This window comes from Pseudomonas sp. Sample_10, from assembly GCF_004321495.1.
Classification (GTDB): Bacteria; Pseudomonadota; Gammaproteobacteria; order Pseudomonadales; family Pseudomonadaceae; genus Aquipseudomonas.
Genome location: NZ_RCOE01000095.1, coordinates 1 through 16,458, shown reverse-complemented (window position 1 = coordinate 16,458; position 16,458 = coordinate 1). Strand labels below are relative to the sequence as shown.

The 16,458-nt window shown below is 59.3% G+C and carries 16 protein-coding genes, 1 tRNA gene and 1 pseudogene; 7 read left to right on the top strand and 11 right to left on the bottom strand.

The window, feature by feature from the left end; translation table 11 throughout:
• The 6 genes and pseudogenes from D8U18_RS09040 to D8U18_RS09015 all read left to right on the top strand — a co-directional run.
• Nucleotides 1-443, top strand: a pseudogene (locus tag D8U18_RS09040) (PD40 domain-containing protein); the annotation flags it as partial.
• Nucleotides 444-495: 52 nt separating this feature from the next.
• A complete protein-coding gene (gene pal, locus D8U18_RS09035) occupies nucleotides 496-993 on the top strand; it encodes a peptidoglycan-associated lipoprotein Pal (protein ID WP_003178634.1) in 498 nt (165 codons plus the stop codon).
• A 6-nt stretch (nucleotides 994-999) separates the two neighbouring features.
• Nucleotides 1,000-1,839 carry a tol-pal system protein YbgF gene (gene ybgF, locus D8U18_RS09030; protein ID WP_056852656.1) on the top strand — a complete coding sequence of 280 codons (840 nt, stop codon included), beginning with the start codon at nucleotides 1,000-1,002 and terminating at the stop codon, nucleotides 1,837-1,839.
• A 166-nt stretch (nucleotides 1,840-2,005) separates the two neighbouring features.
• Entirely contained in the window at nucleotides 2,006-2,653 is a 648-nt protein-coding gene (gene queE / locus D8U18_RS09025; protein WP_056852655.1) for a 7-carboxy-7-deazaguanine synthase QueE, read from the top strand.
• Nucleotide 2,654: 1 nt separating this feature from the next.
• Nucleotides 2,655-3,347, top strand: a complete 693-nt coding sequence (gene queC / locus D8U18_RS09020; protein ID WP_056852654.1) for a 7-cyano-7-deazaguanine synthase QueC — start codon at nucleotides 2,655-2,657, stop codon at nucleotides 3,345-3,347.
• A gap of 63 nt (nucleotides 3,348-3,410) precedes the next feature.
• Nucleotides 3,411-3,486: transfer RNA gene (locus tag D8U18_RS09015), tRNA-Lys, on the top strand.
• A gap of 13 nt (nucleotides 3,487-3,499) precedes the next feature.
• Here D8U18_RS09015 and D8U18_RS28715 read toward each other — a convergent pair.
• Nucleotides 3,500-3,652 (bottom strand): hypothetical protein, encoded by a 153-nt coding sequence (locus tag D8U18_RS28715; RefSeq protein WP_177434608.1) that lies wholly within the window; start codon nucleotides 3,650-3,652, stop codon nucleotides 3,500-3,502.
• A 107-nt stretch (nucleotides 3,653-3,759) separates the two neighbouring features.
• Here D8U18_RS28715 and nadA point away from each other — a divergent pair, with 107 nt between their 5' ends.
• The gene (gene nadA / locus D8U18_RS09010) at nucleotides 3,760-4,818 is read left to right on the top strand and encodes a quinolinate synthase NadA (RefSeq protein WP_056852653.1); all 1,059 of its coding nucleotides are present in this window, start codon (nucleotides 3,760-3,762) and stop codon (nucleotides 4,816-4,818) included.
• 73 nt (nucleotides 4,819-4,891) lie between these two features.
• On the opposite strand, the gene D8U18_RS09005 is transcribed toward nadA, so the two are convergent.
• The 10 genes from D8U18_RS09005 to argF all read right to left on the bottom strand — a co-directional run.
• The gene (locus D8U18_RS09005; RefSeq protein ID WP_056852652.1) at nucleotides 4,892-5,380 is read right to left on the bottom strand and encodes an RDD family protein; all 489 of its coding nucleotides are present in this window, start codon (nucleotides 5,378-5,380) and stop codon (nucleotides 4,892-4,894) included.
• 95 nt (nucleotides 5,381-5,475) lie between these two features.
• The gene (locus tag D8U18_RS09000) at nucleotides 5,476-5,688 is read right to left on the bottom strand and encodes a cold shock domain-containing protein (protein ID WP_003175786.1); all 213 of its coding nucleotides are present in this window, start codon (nucleotides 5,686-5,688) and stop codon (nucleotides 5,476-5,478) included.
• A gap of 402 nt (nucleotides 5,689-6,090) precedes the next feature.
• Entirely contained in the window at nucleotides 6,091-7,215 is a 1,125-nt protein-coding gene (gene gcvT, locus D8U18_RS08995; RefSeq protein ID WP_056852651.1) for a glycine cleavage system aminomethyltransferase GcvT, read from the bottom strand.
• A 36-nt stretch (nucleotides 7,216-7,251) separates the two neighbouring features.
• On the bottom strand, nucleotides 7,252-8,628 hold the full coding sequence (locus D8U18_RS08990) for an L-serine ammonia-lyase (protein ID WP_131107460.1): 1,377 nt from the start codon (nucleotides 8,626-8,628) through the stop codon (nucleotides 7,252-7,254).
• Nucleotides 8,629-8,830: 202 nt separating this feature from the next.
• The gene (gene gcvP, locus D8U18_RS08985; RefSeq protein ID WP_056852649.1) at nucleotides 8,831-11,683 is read right to left on the bottom strand and encodes an aminomethyl-transferring glycine dehydrogenase; all 2,853 of its coding nucleotides are present in this window, start codon (nucleotides 11,681-11,683) and stop codon (nucleotides 8,831-8,833) included.
• Nucleotides 11,684-11,694: 11 nt separating this feature from the next.
• Complete coding sequence (gene gcvH, locus D8U18_RS08980; protein ID WP_056852648.1) at nucleotides 11,695-12,078, bottom strand: glycine cleavage system protein GcvH; 384 nt, start codon at nucleotides 12,076-12,078, stop codon at nucleotides 11,695-11,697.
• A 428-nt stretch (nucleotides 12,079-12,506) separates the two neighbouring features.
• Nucleotides 12,507-14,015: a sigma-54-dependent transcriptional regulator gene (locus tag D8U18_RS08975; protein ID WP_056852647.1), complete on the bottom strand. Its 1,509-nt coding sequence runs from the start codon at nucleotides 14,013-14,015 to the stop codon at nucleotides 12,507-12,509.
• A gap of 203 nt (nucleotides 14,016-14,218) precedes the next feature.
• Nucleotides 14,219-14,581, bottom strand: a complete 363-nt coding sequence (locus D8U18_RS08970) for a DUF5064 family protein (protein ID WP_056852646.1) — start codon at nucleotides 14,579-14,581, stop codon at nucleotides 14,219-14,221.
• Between the two features lie 12 nt (nucleotides 14,582-14,593).
• Nucleotides 14,594-15,523 carry a carbamate kinase gene (gene arcC / locus D8U18_RS08965; protein ID WP_056852645.1) on the bottom strand — a complete coding sequence of 310 codons (930 nt, stop codon included), beginning with the start codon at nucleotides 15,521-15,523 and terminating at the stop codon, nucleotides 14,594-14,596.
• Between the two features lie 150 nt (nucleotides 15,524-15,673).
• The coding region (argF, locus tag D8U18_RS08960; protein WP_131107459.1) for an ornithine carbamoyltransferase at nucleotides 15,674-16,458 on the bottom strand (785 nt) is incomplete at its 5' end.

Here is a 16,458-nt window from a genome sequence, read left to right as displayed (position 1 = left end):
CGGGCATCAACACCGAACCGTTCTGGGGCAAGGATGGCTCGACCATCTACTTCACTTCCGACCGTGGCGGCAAACCGCAGATCTACAAAACCAGCGTGGGTGGCGGCGGTGCGGAGCGTGTGACGTTCGTGGGTAACTACAACGCCAACCCAAAACTGTCGGCTGATGAAAAGACCCTGGTCATGATTCACCGCCAGGATGGTTTCACCAATTTCAAAGTGGCGGCTCAGGATTTGCAGCGCGGTAGTGTAAAAATCCTCACTGATAGCACTCTGGACGAGTCGCCTACTGTTGCGCCCAACGGCACCATGGTAATCTACGCCACCCGCCAGCAGGGCCGGGGAGTCTTGATGCTCGTGTCCATCAATGGACGCGTAAGGCTCCCGCTTCCTACCGCACAAGGCGAAGTCAGAGAACCTTCCTGGTCCCCTTACCTGAACTGACGCGGCGCTATACGTTTTACTTAACACACTGGGGTTCATTAGGAGTTTCACGATGGAAATGCTGAAGTTTGGTAAATTTGCTGCGCTGGCTCTGGCCATGGCTGTAGCTGTAGGTTGCTCGTCCAAAGGCGGCGACAATGCCGGTGAAGGCGCTGTAGATCCAAACGCTGGTTACGGCGCAAACACTGGCGCAGTCGACGGCTCCCTGAGCGAAGAAGCTGCTCTGCGCGCTATCACCACTTTCTACTTCGAATACGACAGCTCGGACCTGAAGCCAGAAGCCATGCGCGCTCTGGACGTTCACGCCAAAGACCTGAAAGCAAACGGCGCTCGCGTTGTACTGGAAGGCAACACCGACGAACGTGGTACTCGTGAGTACAACATGGCACTGGGCGAGCGTCGTGCGAAAGCCGTTCAACGCTACCTGGTACTGCAAGGCGTTTCCCCAGCTCAGCTGGAACTGGTTTCCTACGGCGAAGAGCGTCCAGTTGCTACCGGCAACGACGAGCAGTCCTGGGCTCAAAACCGTCGCGTCGAACTGCGTAAGTAATTCGTCATGCGAACGTGCCGTCGTGCTGTAACTGTTCTGGCTCTCAGTCTCGCGTCGCTTTCGGCGTGGGCTGCGGTTCCTGTGGTCGATAATGACTCCGGCTATAACAATAGCGGGAGCAGTTATCCGCCTGCGGGTTACGGTACGAACGGCGCCTATGCCGGGGGAGGGGTTTCGGCCCCTGTCTCGGCACAGGGCGAGCTGTTCAACCAACTGCAATCAATGCAGCAACAGATCGAGCGCCAGCAAGGTGCAATTGAAGTTCTGCAAAATGATGTAGCGCGCATGAAGCAGGAAAACCTGGAGCGATATCAGGATCTTGATCGGCGCATAGGAACCGGCGTTGCACCAGCCGCGACTCCTGAGAATTCTTCCGGCGGTGGCGATCTGAATGCCCCTGCTGCAGCCGCTGGCGCGAGTGCAGGGGCGGCCGCCGCTCAAGCACCTGCGGCAGGCGGTGAACCGGCGGATCCGGCGAAGGAAAAGCTCTATTACGATGCCGCCTTCGACCTGATCAAAGCCAAGGATTTCGACAAGGCCAGCCAGGCCTTCGCCGCATTCCTGCGCAAATACCCGAATAGCCAATACTCGGGTAATGCCCAGTACTGGTTGGGTGAAGTGAACCTGGCCAAGGGTGATCTGCAAGGTGCAGGCCAGGCGTTTGCCAAGGTTTCGCAGCTTTACCCGAAACACGCCAAAGTGCCTGATTCGCTGTACAAGCTTGCTGATGTAGAGCGCCGCTTGGGTCACACCGACCGGGTAAAAGGCATTCTGCAGCAGGTGGTGTCCCAATATCCGGGCACTTCCGCTGCTCAGTTGGCCCAACGCGATCTGCAGAAAATGTAAGGCTGTTTGAGCCCTTTCGAAGAAACCCGCGCTTGCCGCGGGTTTTTTCGTTAGAATTCACGCCCTTTTTATGAAACACGCTTTTTGGGATCTGCGCATTGCCGGGGTTCCTTGAAGTGCCTGACGGAGGCGGACAGCCTGTTTAGCTGTTACGCCCGTGGCGACTATGCAAGACACATTGAGAATTACCGAAGTTTTTTACTCGTTGCAGGGTGAAACGCGGACGGCTGGCCTGCCCACAGTTTTTGTGCGCCTGACCGGTTGCCCTCTGCGTTGCCAATACTGCGACAGCGCCTACGCCTTCACTGGCGGAACGATCCGCACGCTCGACGATATCCTCGAGCAGGTTGCCGGTTACCGTCCGCGTTATGTCTGTGTCACGGGCGGCGAGCCCCTGGCGCAACCCAACGCCATCCCGTTGCTCAAGCGTTTGTGCGACGCCGGTTACGAAGTGTCACTGGAAACCAGTGGCTCTATCGACATCTCGGCGGTAGATTCCCGGGTCAGTCGCGTTGTCGACCTGAAAACTCCGGGTTCGAAGGAAGCGCATCGCAATCGCTACGAAAACATCGAGCTGCTGACGCCGAACGACCAGGTGAAATTTGTCATCTGTTCCCGCGAAGACTATGACTGGTCCGTATCCAAGCTGATCCAGTATGGTCTTGACCAGCGCGCTGGTGAGGTCCTGTTTTCGCCAAGTCACCATGATCTGAATGCTCGGGATCTTGCAGACTGGGTGGTGGCGGATAATCTGCCGGTACGCTTGCAATTGCAGCTGCATAAGTATCTTTGGAATGACGAGCCGGGGCGCTGAGATGACTGAACAACTGAACACTACGGAAAAACGTGCGGTTATCCTGCTTTCCGGTGGCCTGGACTCGGCAACCGTCGTGGCCATGGCGCGTGCCGAAGGTTATCGCTGCTACACCATGAGCTTCGACTACGGTCAGCGGTCTCACGCCGAACTGTACGCAGCCGAACGTGTCGCCCGGGATTTGGGGGTGATCGAGCACAAGGTCATCGGTCTCAATTTCAATGGCATGGGCGGCTCGGCGCTGACCGACACCAGCATCGATATTCCAGAGGAGTTGGGCGAAGGCATTCCGGTGACTTACGTGCCAGCGCGCAACACGGTTTTCCTGTCACTGGCGTTGGGCTGGGCTGAAGTGCTCGGCGCACGCGACATCTTCATCGGTGTCAACGCAGTGGATTACTCCGGCTACCCGGACTGCCGTCCCGAGTTCATCGAGTCATTCGAGCGCATGGCCAATCTGGCGACCAAGGCGGGTGTAGAGGGCGATGGCTTTCGCATTCAGGCGCCGTTGCAAAACCTCAGCAAAGCGCAGATTGTCCAGGCTGGCACCCAGCTTGGCGTCAACTACGGCCTGACCGTTTCCTGCTATCAGGCTGATGATGAAGGCCGTGCATGCGGCAAGTGCGACAGCTGCCGACTGCGTGCTGAAGGCTTTGCGGCGGCCGGAATCAGCGATCCAACACCTTATTTTTGATTTTTTTTAAAATAGGTGTTGAATAGTCCTTAAAAATCAGTATTATACGCGCCACCACACAGCGGGTCGTTAGCTCAGTTGGTAGAGCAGTTGGCTTTTAACCAATTGGTCGTAGGTTCGAATCCCACACGACCCACCATTTTCAAGCTGTTTTAAAAGTCTGGAAGGCCCACGAAAGTGAGGATTTCCGGATTTTTTTTTGCCCGCGATTTGTGTTTGCCCAAGCCTTGGGCTGCACCGAACTGACGCAAGTCAGAATCATCTTTTGCATCCACCGGATATTCTGTAGCCTTGCGCAGCTTCAACGCTGTCCGTGCCTGATGAATACTCAATTTCCCGGCGGTACCCTGAAGGGTCCGGAGCCGGGTGTATACTCGACTTTCGCGCGAATGCGCCTGCAGGTCTTGCGAACATGACGCAGATTTCCGAACGCCTTCTGGTTCAAGCCCACCTCGACGCCAAGCAGCCCAAGCCGCTGACCGCGCAAGAGGAGGCCCATTACCGTGCCGCCATCGCTGCCGAGCTCAAAGCTCAGGACGCAGTGTTGGTGGCTCACTTCTATTGCGATCCGGTCATTCAGGCCCTGGCCGAAGAAACCGGTGGCTGTGTCTCCGACTCGCTGGAGATGGCCCGCTTCGGCAATGCTCACCCGGCCAAGACCGTAGTGGTCGCCGGTGTGAAATTCATGGGCGAGACGGCCAAGATCCTCAATCCCGAAAAGCGCATCCTGATGCCGACACTGGAGGCGACCTGTTCGCTGGATCTGGGTTGCCCGGTCGATGAGTTTTCCGCCTTCTGCGACCAGCATCCAGAGCGCACGGTTGTGGTTTATGCCAACACCTCGGCGGCGGTCAAAGCCCGGGCGGACTGGGTCGTGACCTCCAGTTGCGCACTGGAGATCGTTGAAAGCCTGATGGACAACGGTGAAACCATCATCTGGGGGCCGGACAAGCACCTGGGCACCTACATTCAACGTCAAACCGGTGCTGACATGTTGCTGTGGGACGGTGCGTGCATCGTTCACGAGGAATTCAAGTCCAAGCAGCTCGAAGACATGAAGGCGCTGTATCCGGATGCGGCGATCCTGGTGCACCCTGAGTCTCCAACCTCGGTCATCGAGTTGGCGGATGCTGTGGGTTCGACCAGTCAGTTGATTGCGGCGGCACAGACCCTGCCGAACAAAACGCTGATCGTCGCGACCGATCGCGGCATTTTTTACAAGATGCAGCAGTTGTGCCCGGACAAGGTGTTCATCGAGGCGCCTACAGCGGGTAACGGCGCCGCATGCCGCAGTTGCGCACACTGCCCGTGGATGGCCATGAACACCCTTGAGCGCACGCTCAAGAGCCTGAAGGAAGGGACGAATGAGATCTTCGTCGACCCGGCCCTGATTCCTCAAGCGATTCGCCCGTTGAAGCGGATGCTCGATTTCACTCAGGCGGCGCGGATGAAACTGGCCGGTAACGCTTAAGATACTCCCGCCAACTAAAAAACTGTGGGGAACGAGCAAGCTCGCTCCCCACAGTGGTTTCTGTGTCGGAAAATTATTTGGTCTTCTTCGGAATGCGCACAAGCTGGGTGTCGGAGTAGATGTCATGCCAGCTGCGTTGCTGCTTGTCGAACAGCGACCAGATGAACCCGAGGCCCACGCACAGCAGCGATGCGATCGACACCACAAAGCGCAATAGCGCCTGCCACAGGCTGATGGATGATCCATCGGCATTCTGTACGCGGATACTCCAGACCTGCATCCCCAGGGTCTGGCCGGAGTAAGTCCAGAACTTGGCGAAGAAGCCGAACAGTACAAAAAACAATACGGTCGAGAGCAGCGGGTCGCCATCCAGTGCGCCGGATTCGGTCAGGGTGCGCATTTTCTCTTCACCGATGATCGCCATCTGAATCATCTTGTAGATGCCGCTGGTGACGATCAGCAGGGCCGTACACAGCAGGAAGTCATAGAACATCGCTGCCAGGCGACGACCCAGGCCCGCGGCAGGAAATTCGCCCTGGGGCTTCAGCAGGTGTTTCGACATGGCGGGCTCTCGGTGTAAAAAGAAGCCATTTTACGGATTTACGCGCACAAAAAAGCCCCCGATGTCAGCATCGGGGGCTTTTTCGTTACAGAAGATTAGGCTTCTGCTTGTACTTCATCAGCCTGCATGCCTTTCTGGCCCTGCACGGCGACGAAAGTCACTTTCTGGCCTTCTTTCAGGCTCTTGAAGCCGTTGCCCTGGATGGCGCGGAAATGCACGAACAGATCCGGACCGCTTTCAGGAGTGATAAAACCAAAACCTTTCTCGTCGTTAAACCACTTGACGGTACCGCTCTGACGTTGGGACATTTCTTATTTCCTTTGACGCAAAAATTAATGACAGTCTCCTTCTCATGAAAGAGTACTGGGGCTGGTTGCAGGAGAGTAAGAAGACGTCGAACGGGATGTAGCTAACTTGTAGGCTACTGCCCAGGTCACGATTCCAAGCGACCCATGCAAACACAGTGAACAAACTCTACGCCAACTACGGGAGAAAAAACAAGCCCTGTGAAAGGCCCGGATTTGCTCACGTTGACGGCCTGATATGCCAACTAGTGCTGGCTTATGCGACAGAGCTGTTCAATTGTTTTCGATCGTTATAAGCAAAGTTCATAATCGAAGCTTAAAGCCAAACGATGCACTATTTTATGGCAGTTGCGTTACACATTAGTGCGTTGTAAACGCAACTGCGTTACTTATAGGAACAGTCAATCAGCCGCGGTAGTAGCGTTGTGGAACAAATGGCATTTTGCTTACAAGCAAAGCCACCTTTTTCCCACGAACAATCGCCCAGACGGGTGTATCGATCGCGACGTACGCGCTGTCGATGTAACCCATGGCCAATGGCGCACCCAAGGTTGGCCCGAAACCACCGCTGCAGACGCTGCCAATGATCTCGCCGGCTTCGTTGACGATCTCCGCCCCTTCGCGCACTGGCGTCCGTTCCTGCGGTAGCAGGCCGACACGTTTGCGGCTGACTCCGCCCTGTTGCTGGGCGAATACGGTTTCAGCCCCCGGGAAACCACCGGCACGCGCACCGTCGGCCCGACGCGGCTTGGAAATGGCCCACAACAGGCTGGCTTCGATGGGGGTGGTGTCGGTGTTCATGTCATGGCCGTACAGGCACAAGCCAGCTTCCAGGCGCAGGGAGTCACGCGCGCCGAGGCCAATGGCTTCAACTTCCGGTTCCGCCAGCAGTGCGCGGGTCAGGGCTTCGGCGTTGGCGGCCGGCACGGAAATTTCGAAACCGTCTTCGCCGGTGTAACCCGAGCGGCTGACAAAACAGTCCACACCCAGCAGTTTTACCCGGGCGAACTGCATGAAGGTCATCTTCGCCACTTCCGGTGCCAGACGTGCCAGTACCGTCACGGCCGCCGGTCCTTGGAGGGCGAGCAGGGCGCGCTCCTCGAACAGTGGCTCGATGGTGCACTGCTCGCCAATGTGCTTGCGCAGATGCGCCAGGTCTTGATCCTTGCAGGCAGCGTTGACCACCAGGAACAGTTCGTCGTTACCCAGGTTGGCGACCATCAGGTCGTCGAGGATGCCGCCGCTTTCGTTGGTGAACATTGCATAACGCTGCATGCCCACGGGCAAGTCGATGATATCCACCGGAACCAGGGTTTCCAGGGCCTTGGCGGCATTGGCGCCGGTCAGGCGAATCTGACCCATGTGCGACACATCGAACAGACCGGCCTGATCGCGGGTGTGCTGGTGTTCTTTCATCACGCCCAACGGATATTGCACAGGCATGTCATAGCCGGCGAACGGCACCATGCGCGCGCCGAGTTCGATGTGCAGAGCATGCAACGGGGTTTTCAACAGTTGTTCGGTGGACATATTCAGCTCCTGAAGAAGAGTGCAGATGAGCGCGCATCAGCACTCGATAATGTTGACCGCCAAACCGCCACGGGCGGTTTCCTTGTATTTGCTTTTCATGTCGGCGCCGGTCTGGCGCATGGTGCGAATGACCTTGTCGAGGGAAACGAAGTGTTGACCGTCGCCGCGCATGGCCATGCGCACGGCATTGATGGCCTTGACCGAACCCATGGCATTGCGTTCGATACAAGGCACTTGCACCAACCCGCCAATCGGGTCGCAGGTCAGGCCGAGGTTATGTTCCATGCCGATTTCCGCGGCGTTTTCAACTTGCTGCACGGTGCCGCCCAGGACCTCGCACAGGGCACCGGCCGCCATTGAGCAGGCGACGCCCACTTCGCCCTGACAGCCGACTTCGGCGCCGGAGATCGAGGCGTTTTCCTTGTACAAAATGCCGATGGCCGCCGCGGTCAGCAGAAAACGCACGACGCCGTCGTCATTCGCGGTCGGGATGAAGCGCATGTAGTAATGGAGGACGGCAGGAATGATCCCGGCTGCACCATTGGTGGGCGCAGTGACGACGCGTCCGCCGTTGGCGTTTTCTTCGTTGACCGCCAGGGCGTACAGGTTGACCCAGTCCAGCACCGAGAGCGGGTCACGCAAGGACGATTCCGGGTTTTTGCACAGCTGCCGATGCAGCGCGGCGGCCCGGCGCTTGACCTTCAAGCCTCCGGGAAGGATGCCTTCGTTGCGGCAGCCGGCGGCGACGCAGTCCTGCATGACCTGCCAGATTTTCAGGAGGCCGGCACGGGTCTCCGCTTCCGGGCGCCAGGCGCTTTCGTTGGTCAGCATCACCTGGCTGATGGACAAGCCGTAAGTGGCGCAGTGACCGAGCAGTTCCTTGGCGGTTTTGAAGGGAAATGTCAGGGGTGTGGCGTCTTCGACGATGCGGTCGGCGCCGGCGGCGTCTTCGTCGACGACAAAACCGCCGCCGACTGAGTAGTACTCGCGGCTGCGGATTTGCAGCCCGGCTGCGTCGAATGCACGGAAAATCATGCCGTTGGGATGGTAAGCCAACGGTTTGCGAATCATCGCCAGGTGTTCTTTTTCATTGAATGCAATGCTGTGTTCGCCGAGCAGGTTCAGCTGTCCGCTGCCACGAATGGCTTGCAGGCGTGCGGCCACGCTTTCGGTGTCGACGGTGTCCGGGTGTTCACCTTCCAGCCCCAGCAGCACGGCTTTGTCGCTGCCGTGGCCTTTACCGGTGGCGCCGAGTGAACCGTACAGCTCAACTTTGACGCAGGTGGTCGCGGCCAACAGTTTTTCGCGGCGCAAGCCTTCGACGAAACGCGCGGCTGCGCGCATCGGACCGACGGTGTGGGAGCTGGAGGGGCCGATGCCAATCTTGAACAGGTCGAACACGCTTAAAGACATGGTTGTTCTCCGGTTTCTTCTTATAGGAGTTGGCGGAATTCAGGCGTGATGCATTCCTTGTGGGAGCTGGCTTGCCAGCGATGGCGATGGATCAGGCAGCAAAAATGTCGACTGACCCACCGCCATCGCTGGCAAGCCAGCTCCCACAGGGTTTTGTGGTGTTCTTAAACGCGGGGGCGAGCAAACCCGCCCCCTCATCTGATTAAGCGTAGCTTTCGATCGACGGGCAGGCGCAGACCAGGTTGCGATCGCCGAACACGTTGTCGACACGACCGACCGGTGGCCAGTATTTGCCTTCGATCAGCGAGGCAACCGGGTACACCGCTTGTTCGCGGCTGTACGGGTGCGACCACTCACCGACCAGCTCCGCCGCCGTGTGCGGGGCGTTTTTCAGTGGGTTGTCGTCCTTGTCCAGGGTGCCGTTTTCCACCGCGCGAATTTCTTCGCGGATGCGGATCATGGCGTCGCAGAAGCGGTCCAGTTCTTCCTTGGATTCGCTTTCGGTCGGCTCGATCATCAAGGTGCCGGCCACCGGGAAGGACATGGTCGGGGCGTGGAAGCCGAAGTCGATCAGGCGCTTGGCGACGTCATCGACGCTGATGCCGCTGCTGTCCTTGAGCGGGCGCAGGTCGAGGATGCATTCGTGCGCGACCAGGCCGTTGCTGCCGGTGTACAGCACTGGGTAGTGCTCTTCCAGGCGACGGGAAATGTAGTTGGCGTTGAGGATCGCCAGCTGCGAAGCACGCTTCAAGCCTGCGCCACCCATCATGCGAATGTACATCCAGGTAATCGGCAGAATGCTTGCGCTACCGAACGGTGCCGCGCAGACCGCGCCTTCCTTGCGTGCCATCTGGGCGTGGCCCGGCAGGAACGGAGTCAGGTGCGATTTCACGCCGATCGGGCCGACGCCCGGGCCGCCACCGCCGTGCGGGATGCAGAAGGTTTTGTGCAGGTTCAGGTGCGAAACGTCGCCGCCGAACTTGCCCGGTGCGCAGAGGCCGACCATGGCGTTCATGTTGGCGCCGTCGATGTACACCTGGCCGCCGTTGTCATGAATGATGCCGCAGATTTCGCGGATGCCTTCTTCGAACACGCCGTGGGTCGACGGGTAGGTGATCATCAGCGCGGCGAGGTGTTCGCGGTGCTCGATGGCCTTGGCGCGCAGGTCTTCGATGTCGACGTTGCCACGGGCGTCGCAGGCGGTGACGACAACGCGCATGCCGGCCATTTGTGCGGTGGCCGGGTTGGTGCCGTGGGCCGACGACGGGATCAGGCAGATGTCGCGACGGTCTTCGCCACGGCTCTGGTGGTAGGCGCGAATCGCCAACAGACCCGCGTATTCACCTTGGGAACCGGCGTTCGGTTGCAGCGAGATCGAGTCGTAACCCGTGGCGGCGCAGAGCATCGCTTCGAGTTCGTCGGTCAGTTGTTGATAACCGGCGCTTTGCTCGGCCGGGGCAAACGGGTGCAGGGCGCCGAATTCAGCCCAGGTCACCGGGATCATTTCACTGGCAGCATTGAGCTTCATGGTGCACGAACCCAGCGGGATCATGGTGCGATCCAGGGCCAGGTCTTTGTCGGCCAGCTTGCGCAGGTAGCGCATCAGCTCGGTTTCCGAGTGATAGCGGTTGAACACCGGATGGCTGAGGATTGGCGACTGACGTACCAGGGTGGCCGGGATGGTGCTCTGCACCGAGGCAGCGAGGGCGGCGAAGTCCGGCAGGGTCTTGCCGTTGGACAGCAGGCTCCAGAGGGTTTCAACGTCGGCCTGGGTGCTGGTTTCGTCAAGGGACAGGCCCAGACGTTCAGCGTCGACGACGCGCAGGTTGATCTGCTGGGCGCGCGCCTGATCGTGCAGTCTGGCGGTGTCGGCGCCGGTATTGATCGTCAGGGTGTCGAAGAAGTTTTCCTGTTCGACGTTCAGCCCCAGAGCGGTCAAGCCCTTGGCCAGGATCGCGGTCAGGTGATGGACGCGATTGGCGATTTGGGTCAGGCCTTTAGGGCCGTGGTAAACAGCGTACATGCTGGCGATGTTGGCCAGTAGCACTTGCGCGGTGCAGATGTTGGACGTGGCCTTCTCGCGGCGGATGTGTTGTTCGCGGGTTTGCATGGCCAGGCGCAGGGCCGGCTTGCCGAAACGGTCCACGGAAACACCGACCAGACGGCCCGGCATGTCACGCTTGAATGCGTCTTTGGTGGAGAAGTACGCCGCGTGCGGGCCACCGAAGCCCAGCGGTACGCCAAAGCGTTGCGCGCTGCCGATGGCCACGTCGGCGCCGAATTCGCCCGGCGGGGTCAGCACGGTCAGGGCCAGCAGGTCGGCGGCCACGGCCACCAGAGCGTTGGCGGCGTGGAAGCGCTCGGTCAGTTCGCGGTAGTCGAACACGTCACCGTTGCTTGCCGGGTACTGCAGCAGGGCACCGAAGAACGGCGTCACGTCGGTCAGTTCACGCTCGTCGCCAACCACCACGTCGATGCCCAACGGCTCGGCACGGGTGCGCAGCACGTCAAGAGTCTGCGGGTGGCAATGCGCGGAGGCGAAGAATTGGTGGCTGCCTTTGTTCTTGCTCAAGCGTTTGCAGAAGGTCATGGCTTCGGCAGCGGCAGTGGCTTCGTCGAGCAGTGAAGCGTTGGCGATCGGCAGGCCGGTGAGGTCGCTGATCAGAGTCTGGAAGTTCAGCAGCGCTTCGAGACGGCCTTGGGAAATTTCTGGCTGGTACGGGGTGTAAGCGGTATACCAGGCTGGATTTTCCAGGAGGTTGCGCAGGATCGGCGACGGCGTGTGGGTGCCGTAGTAACCCTGGCCGATGAAAGTCTTGAACAGCTGGTTCTTGCCGGCGATGGACTTGATCAACGCCAAGGCATCGGCTTCGCTCAGACCGTCTTCCAGGCCGAGTACGCTGGTGCCCTTGATGCTGTCGGGAATCACGCTGGCGCTCAGGGCTTCCAGGGAATCGAAGCCCAGGCTGTTGAGCATGGCTTGCTCGTCACCGGCGCGCGGGCCGATGTGACGGGCGATGAATTCGTTGGCGGTCGTCAAATTGATTTGCGTCATGTCAGTGTTCCTCAGGCTTCGGCTTGGGCTTTGATCAGGCGGTCGTAGGCGTCCTGATCCAGCAGTTGGCCGACAGCGTTGGCGTCGCTTGGCTTGAAACGGAAGAACCAGCCTTCGCCCAGCGGATCTTCGTTGACCAGCTCAGGGCTGCTGTCCAGCGCCGGGTTGACTTCCAGCACTTCGCCGTCCAGCGGCATGTACACACCGCTGGCGGCTTTTACCGATTCCACGGTGGCGGCTTCGGCGCCTTTGTCGTAGGACTGCAGCTCAGGCAGTTGTACGAAAACCACGTCGCCCAGGGCGTTCTGGGCGAAAGCGGTGATACCGACTGTGACGCTGCCGTCAGCTTCGGTGCGCAGCCATTCGTGATCTTCAGTAAAACGCAACTCGCTCATGGAAACTCCTAAGGGGCCAGACTCGTCTGGTGGACGCGATTGAATGCTTGGGGCGATGCCCTGGTTATGAGCGTCTACTTAGCAAGAATACAGCCAATGTTGTTTTTCTTTTTTGGATCAATGATTTAGCGGGATTCTGAGTTCCAGGGTGAGGGGGCGCTGTAGCGAAATCGATACGGCAATTATCAAGGATAAAAGCTGAGGTGGATCAAAGCCTTGCGCAGCCGTGATCGGGGCGGAGTGTAGCGATATCGTTCCGCTGTAGCGCTTTCAGTACAGGTGGAGGTCGCTTTTGAATAGATCGTTCCCACGCTCTGCGTGGGAATGCCTCTTGTGACGCTCTGCGTCACGCTGTGGGACGCAGAGCGTCCCGGGCTGCATTCCCACGCGGAGCGTGGGAACGATCATCAAACGATCAATCAAACGCTCTACGGCTTATTGGGGATGCCGTACTTGCGCAACCGATGAGCGATGGCGGTATGCGAGGTTTGCAGGCGGCTGGCCAGTTGGCGGGTCGAGGGGTAGCTGACGTAGAGTTTTTCCAGCAGGTTTTTCTCGAACGCGTCCATGGCCTGTTCCAGGCTGTCGACGTCCTGATCGCTCTGGCGTGCCACCGAAGTGCCGGCAATGTCGAGGTCGCCGATGTCCACCAGGCTGCTTTCGCAGATGGCGGCGGCGCGGAAGATCACGTTTTGCAGTTGCCGCACGTTGCCCGGCCAGCGGTTGCCGAGCAAAGCCGGATAAGTGCCCGGCGCCAGGCGACAGACCGGACGCTGGATTTGGGCGCACGCCTGCTGCATGAAATAGCGGGCCAACAACAGGATGTCCTGGCCACGTTCGCGCAGCGGCGGCACTTCGACATTGAGCACGTTGAGGCGATAGAACAGGTCTTCACGAAACAGGCCTTCGCTGACCATTTTTTCCAGGTCGCGGTGGGTCGCACTGAGGATACGAACGTTGACCTTGACCTCGCGATCACCGCCCACCCGACGGAAGCTACCGTCGTTGAGAAAACGCAGCAACTTGGCCTGCAAGTACGGCGACATCTCGCCGATCTCGTCGAGAAATACCGTGCCTTGGTTGGCCAGCTCCATCAGACCCGGCTTGCCGCCCCGTTGCGCGCCGGTGAAGGCGCCGGGTGCATAGCCGAACAGCTCGCTTTCGGCGAGGTTTTCCGGCAAGGCCGCACAGTTCAACGCCAGAAACGGCGAGCTGTGCCGCGCACTGATGGCGTGACAGGCGCGGGCCACCAGCTCCTTGCCGGTGCCGGTTTCGCCCTGGATCAACAGCGGCGCATCGAGGGCCGCCACCCGTTGTGCGCGGACTTTGAGCGTGCGAATGACCGGCGATTCACCCAGCAGCGCATCGAAACCTTCGGCGTGGTCGTGGTGCAGCGCCGACAGCCGTTCGCCAATGCGATTGGGTTGATAGAGGGTCAGCAACGCGCCAGCGTCGGTGATGGGCGTGGCATCCAGCAATAGAGTCTGGCCGTTGACCGTGATTTCGCGCAGCGGCAGACGAAAACCGTGTTCGAGCAGGGCGTCGAGCAACGCCGGATCGGAAAACAGCTCGGCAATGCTTTCACCGGCCGGTTCGCGACCGTACAGGGCGATCAATGCCGGGTTGGCCAGCAGCACTTTGCCGGCGCTGTCCAATGCCAGCACCGGGTCAGTCATGGCCGCCAGCAACGCATCGAGCTGCAGGTGTCGGCGCTGGCCGGGCAGGATGTCGACCACGGTGACCGCTTGCACGCCGCGCACGCTGAACAGCGCATCCCGTAACTCTTCGAGCACTTGCGGGCTCAGGGTCGGCGCGTCGATATAGACGTTGGGCGGGACCATTTCCACCGCATCCAGATTGAGATTGCGCCCACCGAGCAGGGCCAGGACTTCCTGGGTAATGCCGACGCGGTCGATGAAGCTGACGTGGATACGCATGGGACGCTTTCGGGTTCTGGATTACGGAGGGTGGCAAGTATGCCTTGGAGCAGAGGTAAGGTGAAATCCAGAGCGGGATGATGATCGTTCCCACGCTCTGCGTGGTAGCGCTGCCATGGACGCTCCGCGTCCACACTGACGCGGAGCTTCAAGGGATGCATTCCCACGCCGGAGCGTGGGAACGATCAGCAGAGGTACCTGAGTTACTCGAAGTGTTCGAGGTTGACCGGGTCGCCGGATTTCATATTCAACTGCTGCCGGATGTCTTCAAACATCAGATCGTAATGCTTGTGGACAGAGCCGATCTGGCTGTGGGTCTTGGGAATTCCGTACTTTTCGGCGATTTTCGTCACGTTGCTGGCGAAGTTGTAGGCTTCCTCTTTCGGCAGGAAGAACGGCTCCGACACGTCCTTGCCCTGAATGCTGCCATGCAAGGTGAACTGGATGCCTTTTTCCCCTTTGGCATTCTTGCTGACTTCATAATCGAGGTGCACGTTGTAGCTGACATCATCCGGGGTCAGCGCATGACGTTCGATGTGCAAGTGTCCCGGCTCGAATTGTGCCATTCACGTCTCTCCTTACAGGTAGGTAATGCCAGGTGTCGCGGTGCTGATGCGGGTGCCAGCCTTGCCCTGGACGATCGATTCGATGTCGGCGAGTGAGCCGATCACCGCGACTTTTCCAGTATGGCGTGCGAACTCGCAGGCTGCCTGCACCTTTGGTCCCATGGAGCCCGCGGCGAAGCCGAGTTTTTCCATTTCGTCCGGGTGAGCCTGAGCGATGGATTTCTGGGTGGGTTTACCGAAGTCGACAAACGCCGCGTTGACGTCGGTGGCGATCACCAGCAAGTCGGCTTCGAGCTGTTCGGCCAGCAGCGCCGAGCACAGGTCCTTGTCGATGACCGCCTCGACACCTTCGAGCTTGCCGGGGGCGGTGTACATGGTCGGAATGCCGCCACCGCCGGCGCAAATCACGATGCTGCTTTTTTCCAGCAGCCACTTGATCGGGCGTATTTCAAAGATGCGTTTCGGTCTGGGGCTGGCGACTACCCGGCGATATTTGTCGCCGTCCGGGGCGATTGCCCAGCCTTTTTCGGCAGCCAGTTTTTCTGCCTCGGCCTTGGTGTACACCGGGCCGATGGGTTTGGTGGGGTTCTGGAAGGCCGGGTCATTGGCATCGACTTCGACCTGCGTCAGCAGGGTCGCGAACGGCACTTCGAAGTCCAGCAGGTTGCCCAGTTCCTGTTCGATGATGTAGCCGATCATGCCTTCGGTTTCAGCGCCGAGCACGTCCAGCGGATAGGGAGAAACCGAGGTGTAGGCCGCGGCCTGCAATGACAACAGCCCGACCTGCGGGCCATTGCCGTGGGCGATGACCAGTTGGTTGCCGGCGTGGATCTTGGCGATCTGCTCGGTGGCGATCCGGATGTTGGCGCGCTGGTTGTCAGCGGTCATCGGTTCACCCCGACGGAGCAGGGCGTTACCGCCCAGTGCAACGACGATACGCATGGTGGTTGTCCTTTTAGAGTCGGTGATCCTGGATCGTTCCCACGGTCCCCGTGGGAATGCATCTGGTGACGCTCCGAGTCACATCGGACGCGGAGCGTCCGTGGCGGCATTCCCACGCAGAGCGTGGGAACGATCGTTTGGGGGCAGTCCTTACAAATCAGCCAGCGTCGACACCAGAATCGCCTTGATGGTGTGCATGCGGTTTTCCGCTTGCTCGAAGGCAATGCAGGCCGGCGACTCGAAGACGTCATCGGTCACTTCGATACCGTTCTTCAGGTGTGGGTACTGCTCGGCGATCTGTTTGCCGACCTTGGTGTCGCTGTTGTGGAATGCCGGCAGGCAGTGCATGAACTTGGTACGTGGGTTGCCGGTGGCTTTCATCAGTTCGGCGTTGACCTGATAAGGCAGCAGTTGCTGAATGCGCTCGGCCCAGGCCTCCACGGGTTCGCCCATCGACACCCAGACATCGGTATGAATGAAATCCACACCTTTGACGGCGGCTTTCGGGTCTTCGGTGAGGGTGATGCGGGCACCGCTTTCTTCACCGTACTGTTTGCAGCGGGCCACCAGGTCGTCCGCCGGCCACAAGGCTTTCGGCGCGCAGATGCGTACGTCCATGCCGAGCTTGGCACCGATCAGCAGCAGCGAATTGCCCATGTTGTTGCGGGCGTCGCCGAGGTAGGCGTAGCTGATGTCGTGGATCGGTTTGTCGGCGTGTTCACGCATGGTCAGCACGTCGGCAATCATTTGCGTCGGGTGATATTCATCGGTCAAACCGTTGAACACCGGGACCCCGGCAAACTTGGCCAGTTCTTCGACTATCTCCTGTTTGAAACCACGGTATTCGATCGCGTCGTACATGCGCCCCAGTACGCGGGCCGTGTCCTTCATGCTTTCCTTGTGGCCGATCTGCGAAGAGTTGGGATCGATGTAGG

Excerpts from the sequence above, each read along its gene's own strand:
- pal (WP_003178634.1), top strand. The coding sequence starts at position 496 with ATGGAAATGCTGAAGTTTGGTAAATTTGCTGCGCTGGCTCTGGCCATG.
- ybgF (WP_056852656.1), top strand. The coding sequence starts at position 1,000 with ATGCGAACGTGCCGTCGTGCTGTAACTGTTCTGGCTCTCAGTCTCGCG.
- queE (WP_056852655.1), top strand. The coding sequence starts at position 2,006 with ATGCAAGACACATTGAGAATTACCGAAGTTTTTTACTCGTTGCAGGGT.
- queC (WP_056852654.1), top strand. The coding sequence starts at position 2,655 with ATGACTGAACAACTGAACACTACGGAAAAACGTGCGGTTATCCTGCTT.
- nadA (WP_056852653.1), top strand. The coding sequence starts at position 3,760 with ATGACGCAGATTTCCGAACGCCTTCTGGTTCAAGCCCACCTCGACGCC.
- D8U18_RS09005 (WP_056852652.1), bottom strand. The coding sequence starts at position 5,380 with ATGTCGAAACACCTGCTGAAGCCCCAGGGCGAATTTCCTGCCGCGGGC.
- D8U18_RS09000 (WP_003175786.1), bottom strand. The coding sequence starts at position 5,688 with ATGTCCCAACGTCAGAGCGGTACCGTCAAGTGGTTTAACGACGAGAAA.
- gcvT (WP_056852651.1), bottom strand. The coding sequence starts at position 7,215 with ATGTCCACCGAACAACTGTTGAAAACCCCGTTGCATGCTCTGCACATC.
- D8U18_RS08990 (WP_131107460.1), bottom strand. The coding sequence starts at position 8,628 with ATGTCTTTAAGCGTGTTCGACCTGTTCAAGATTGGCATCGGCCCCTCC.
- gcvP (WP_056852649.1), bottom strand. The coding sequence starts at position 11,683 with ATGACGCAAATCAATTTGACGACCGCCAACGAATTCATCGCCCGTCAC.
- gcvH (WP_056852648.1), bottom strand. The coding sequence starts at position 12,078 with ATGAGCGAGTTGCGTTTTACTGAAGATCACGAATGGCTGCGCACCGAA.
- D8U18_RS08975 (WP_056852647.1), bottom strand. The coding sequence starts at position 14,015 with ATGCGTATCCACGTCAGCTTCATCGACCGCGTCGGCATTACCCAGGAA.
- D8U18_RS08970 (WP_056852646.1), bottom strand. The coding sequence starts at position 14,581 with ATGGCACAATTCGAGCCGGGACACTTGCACATCGAACGTCATGCGCTG.
- arcC (WP_056852645.1), bottom strand. The coding sequence starts at position 15,523 with ATGCGTATCGTCGTTGCACTGGGCGGTAACGCCCTGCTCCGTCGGGGT.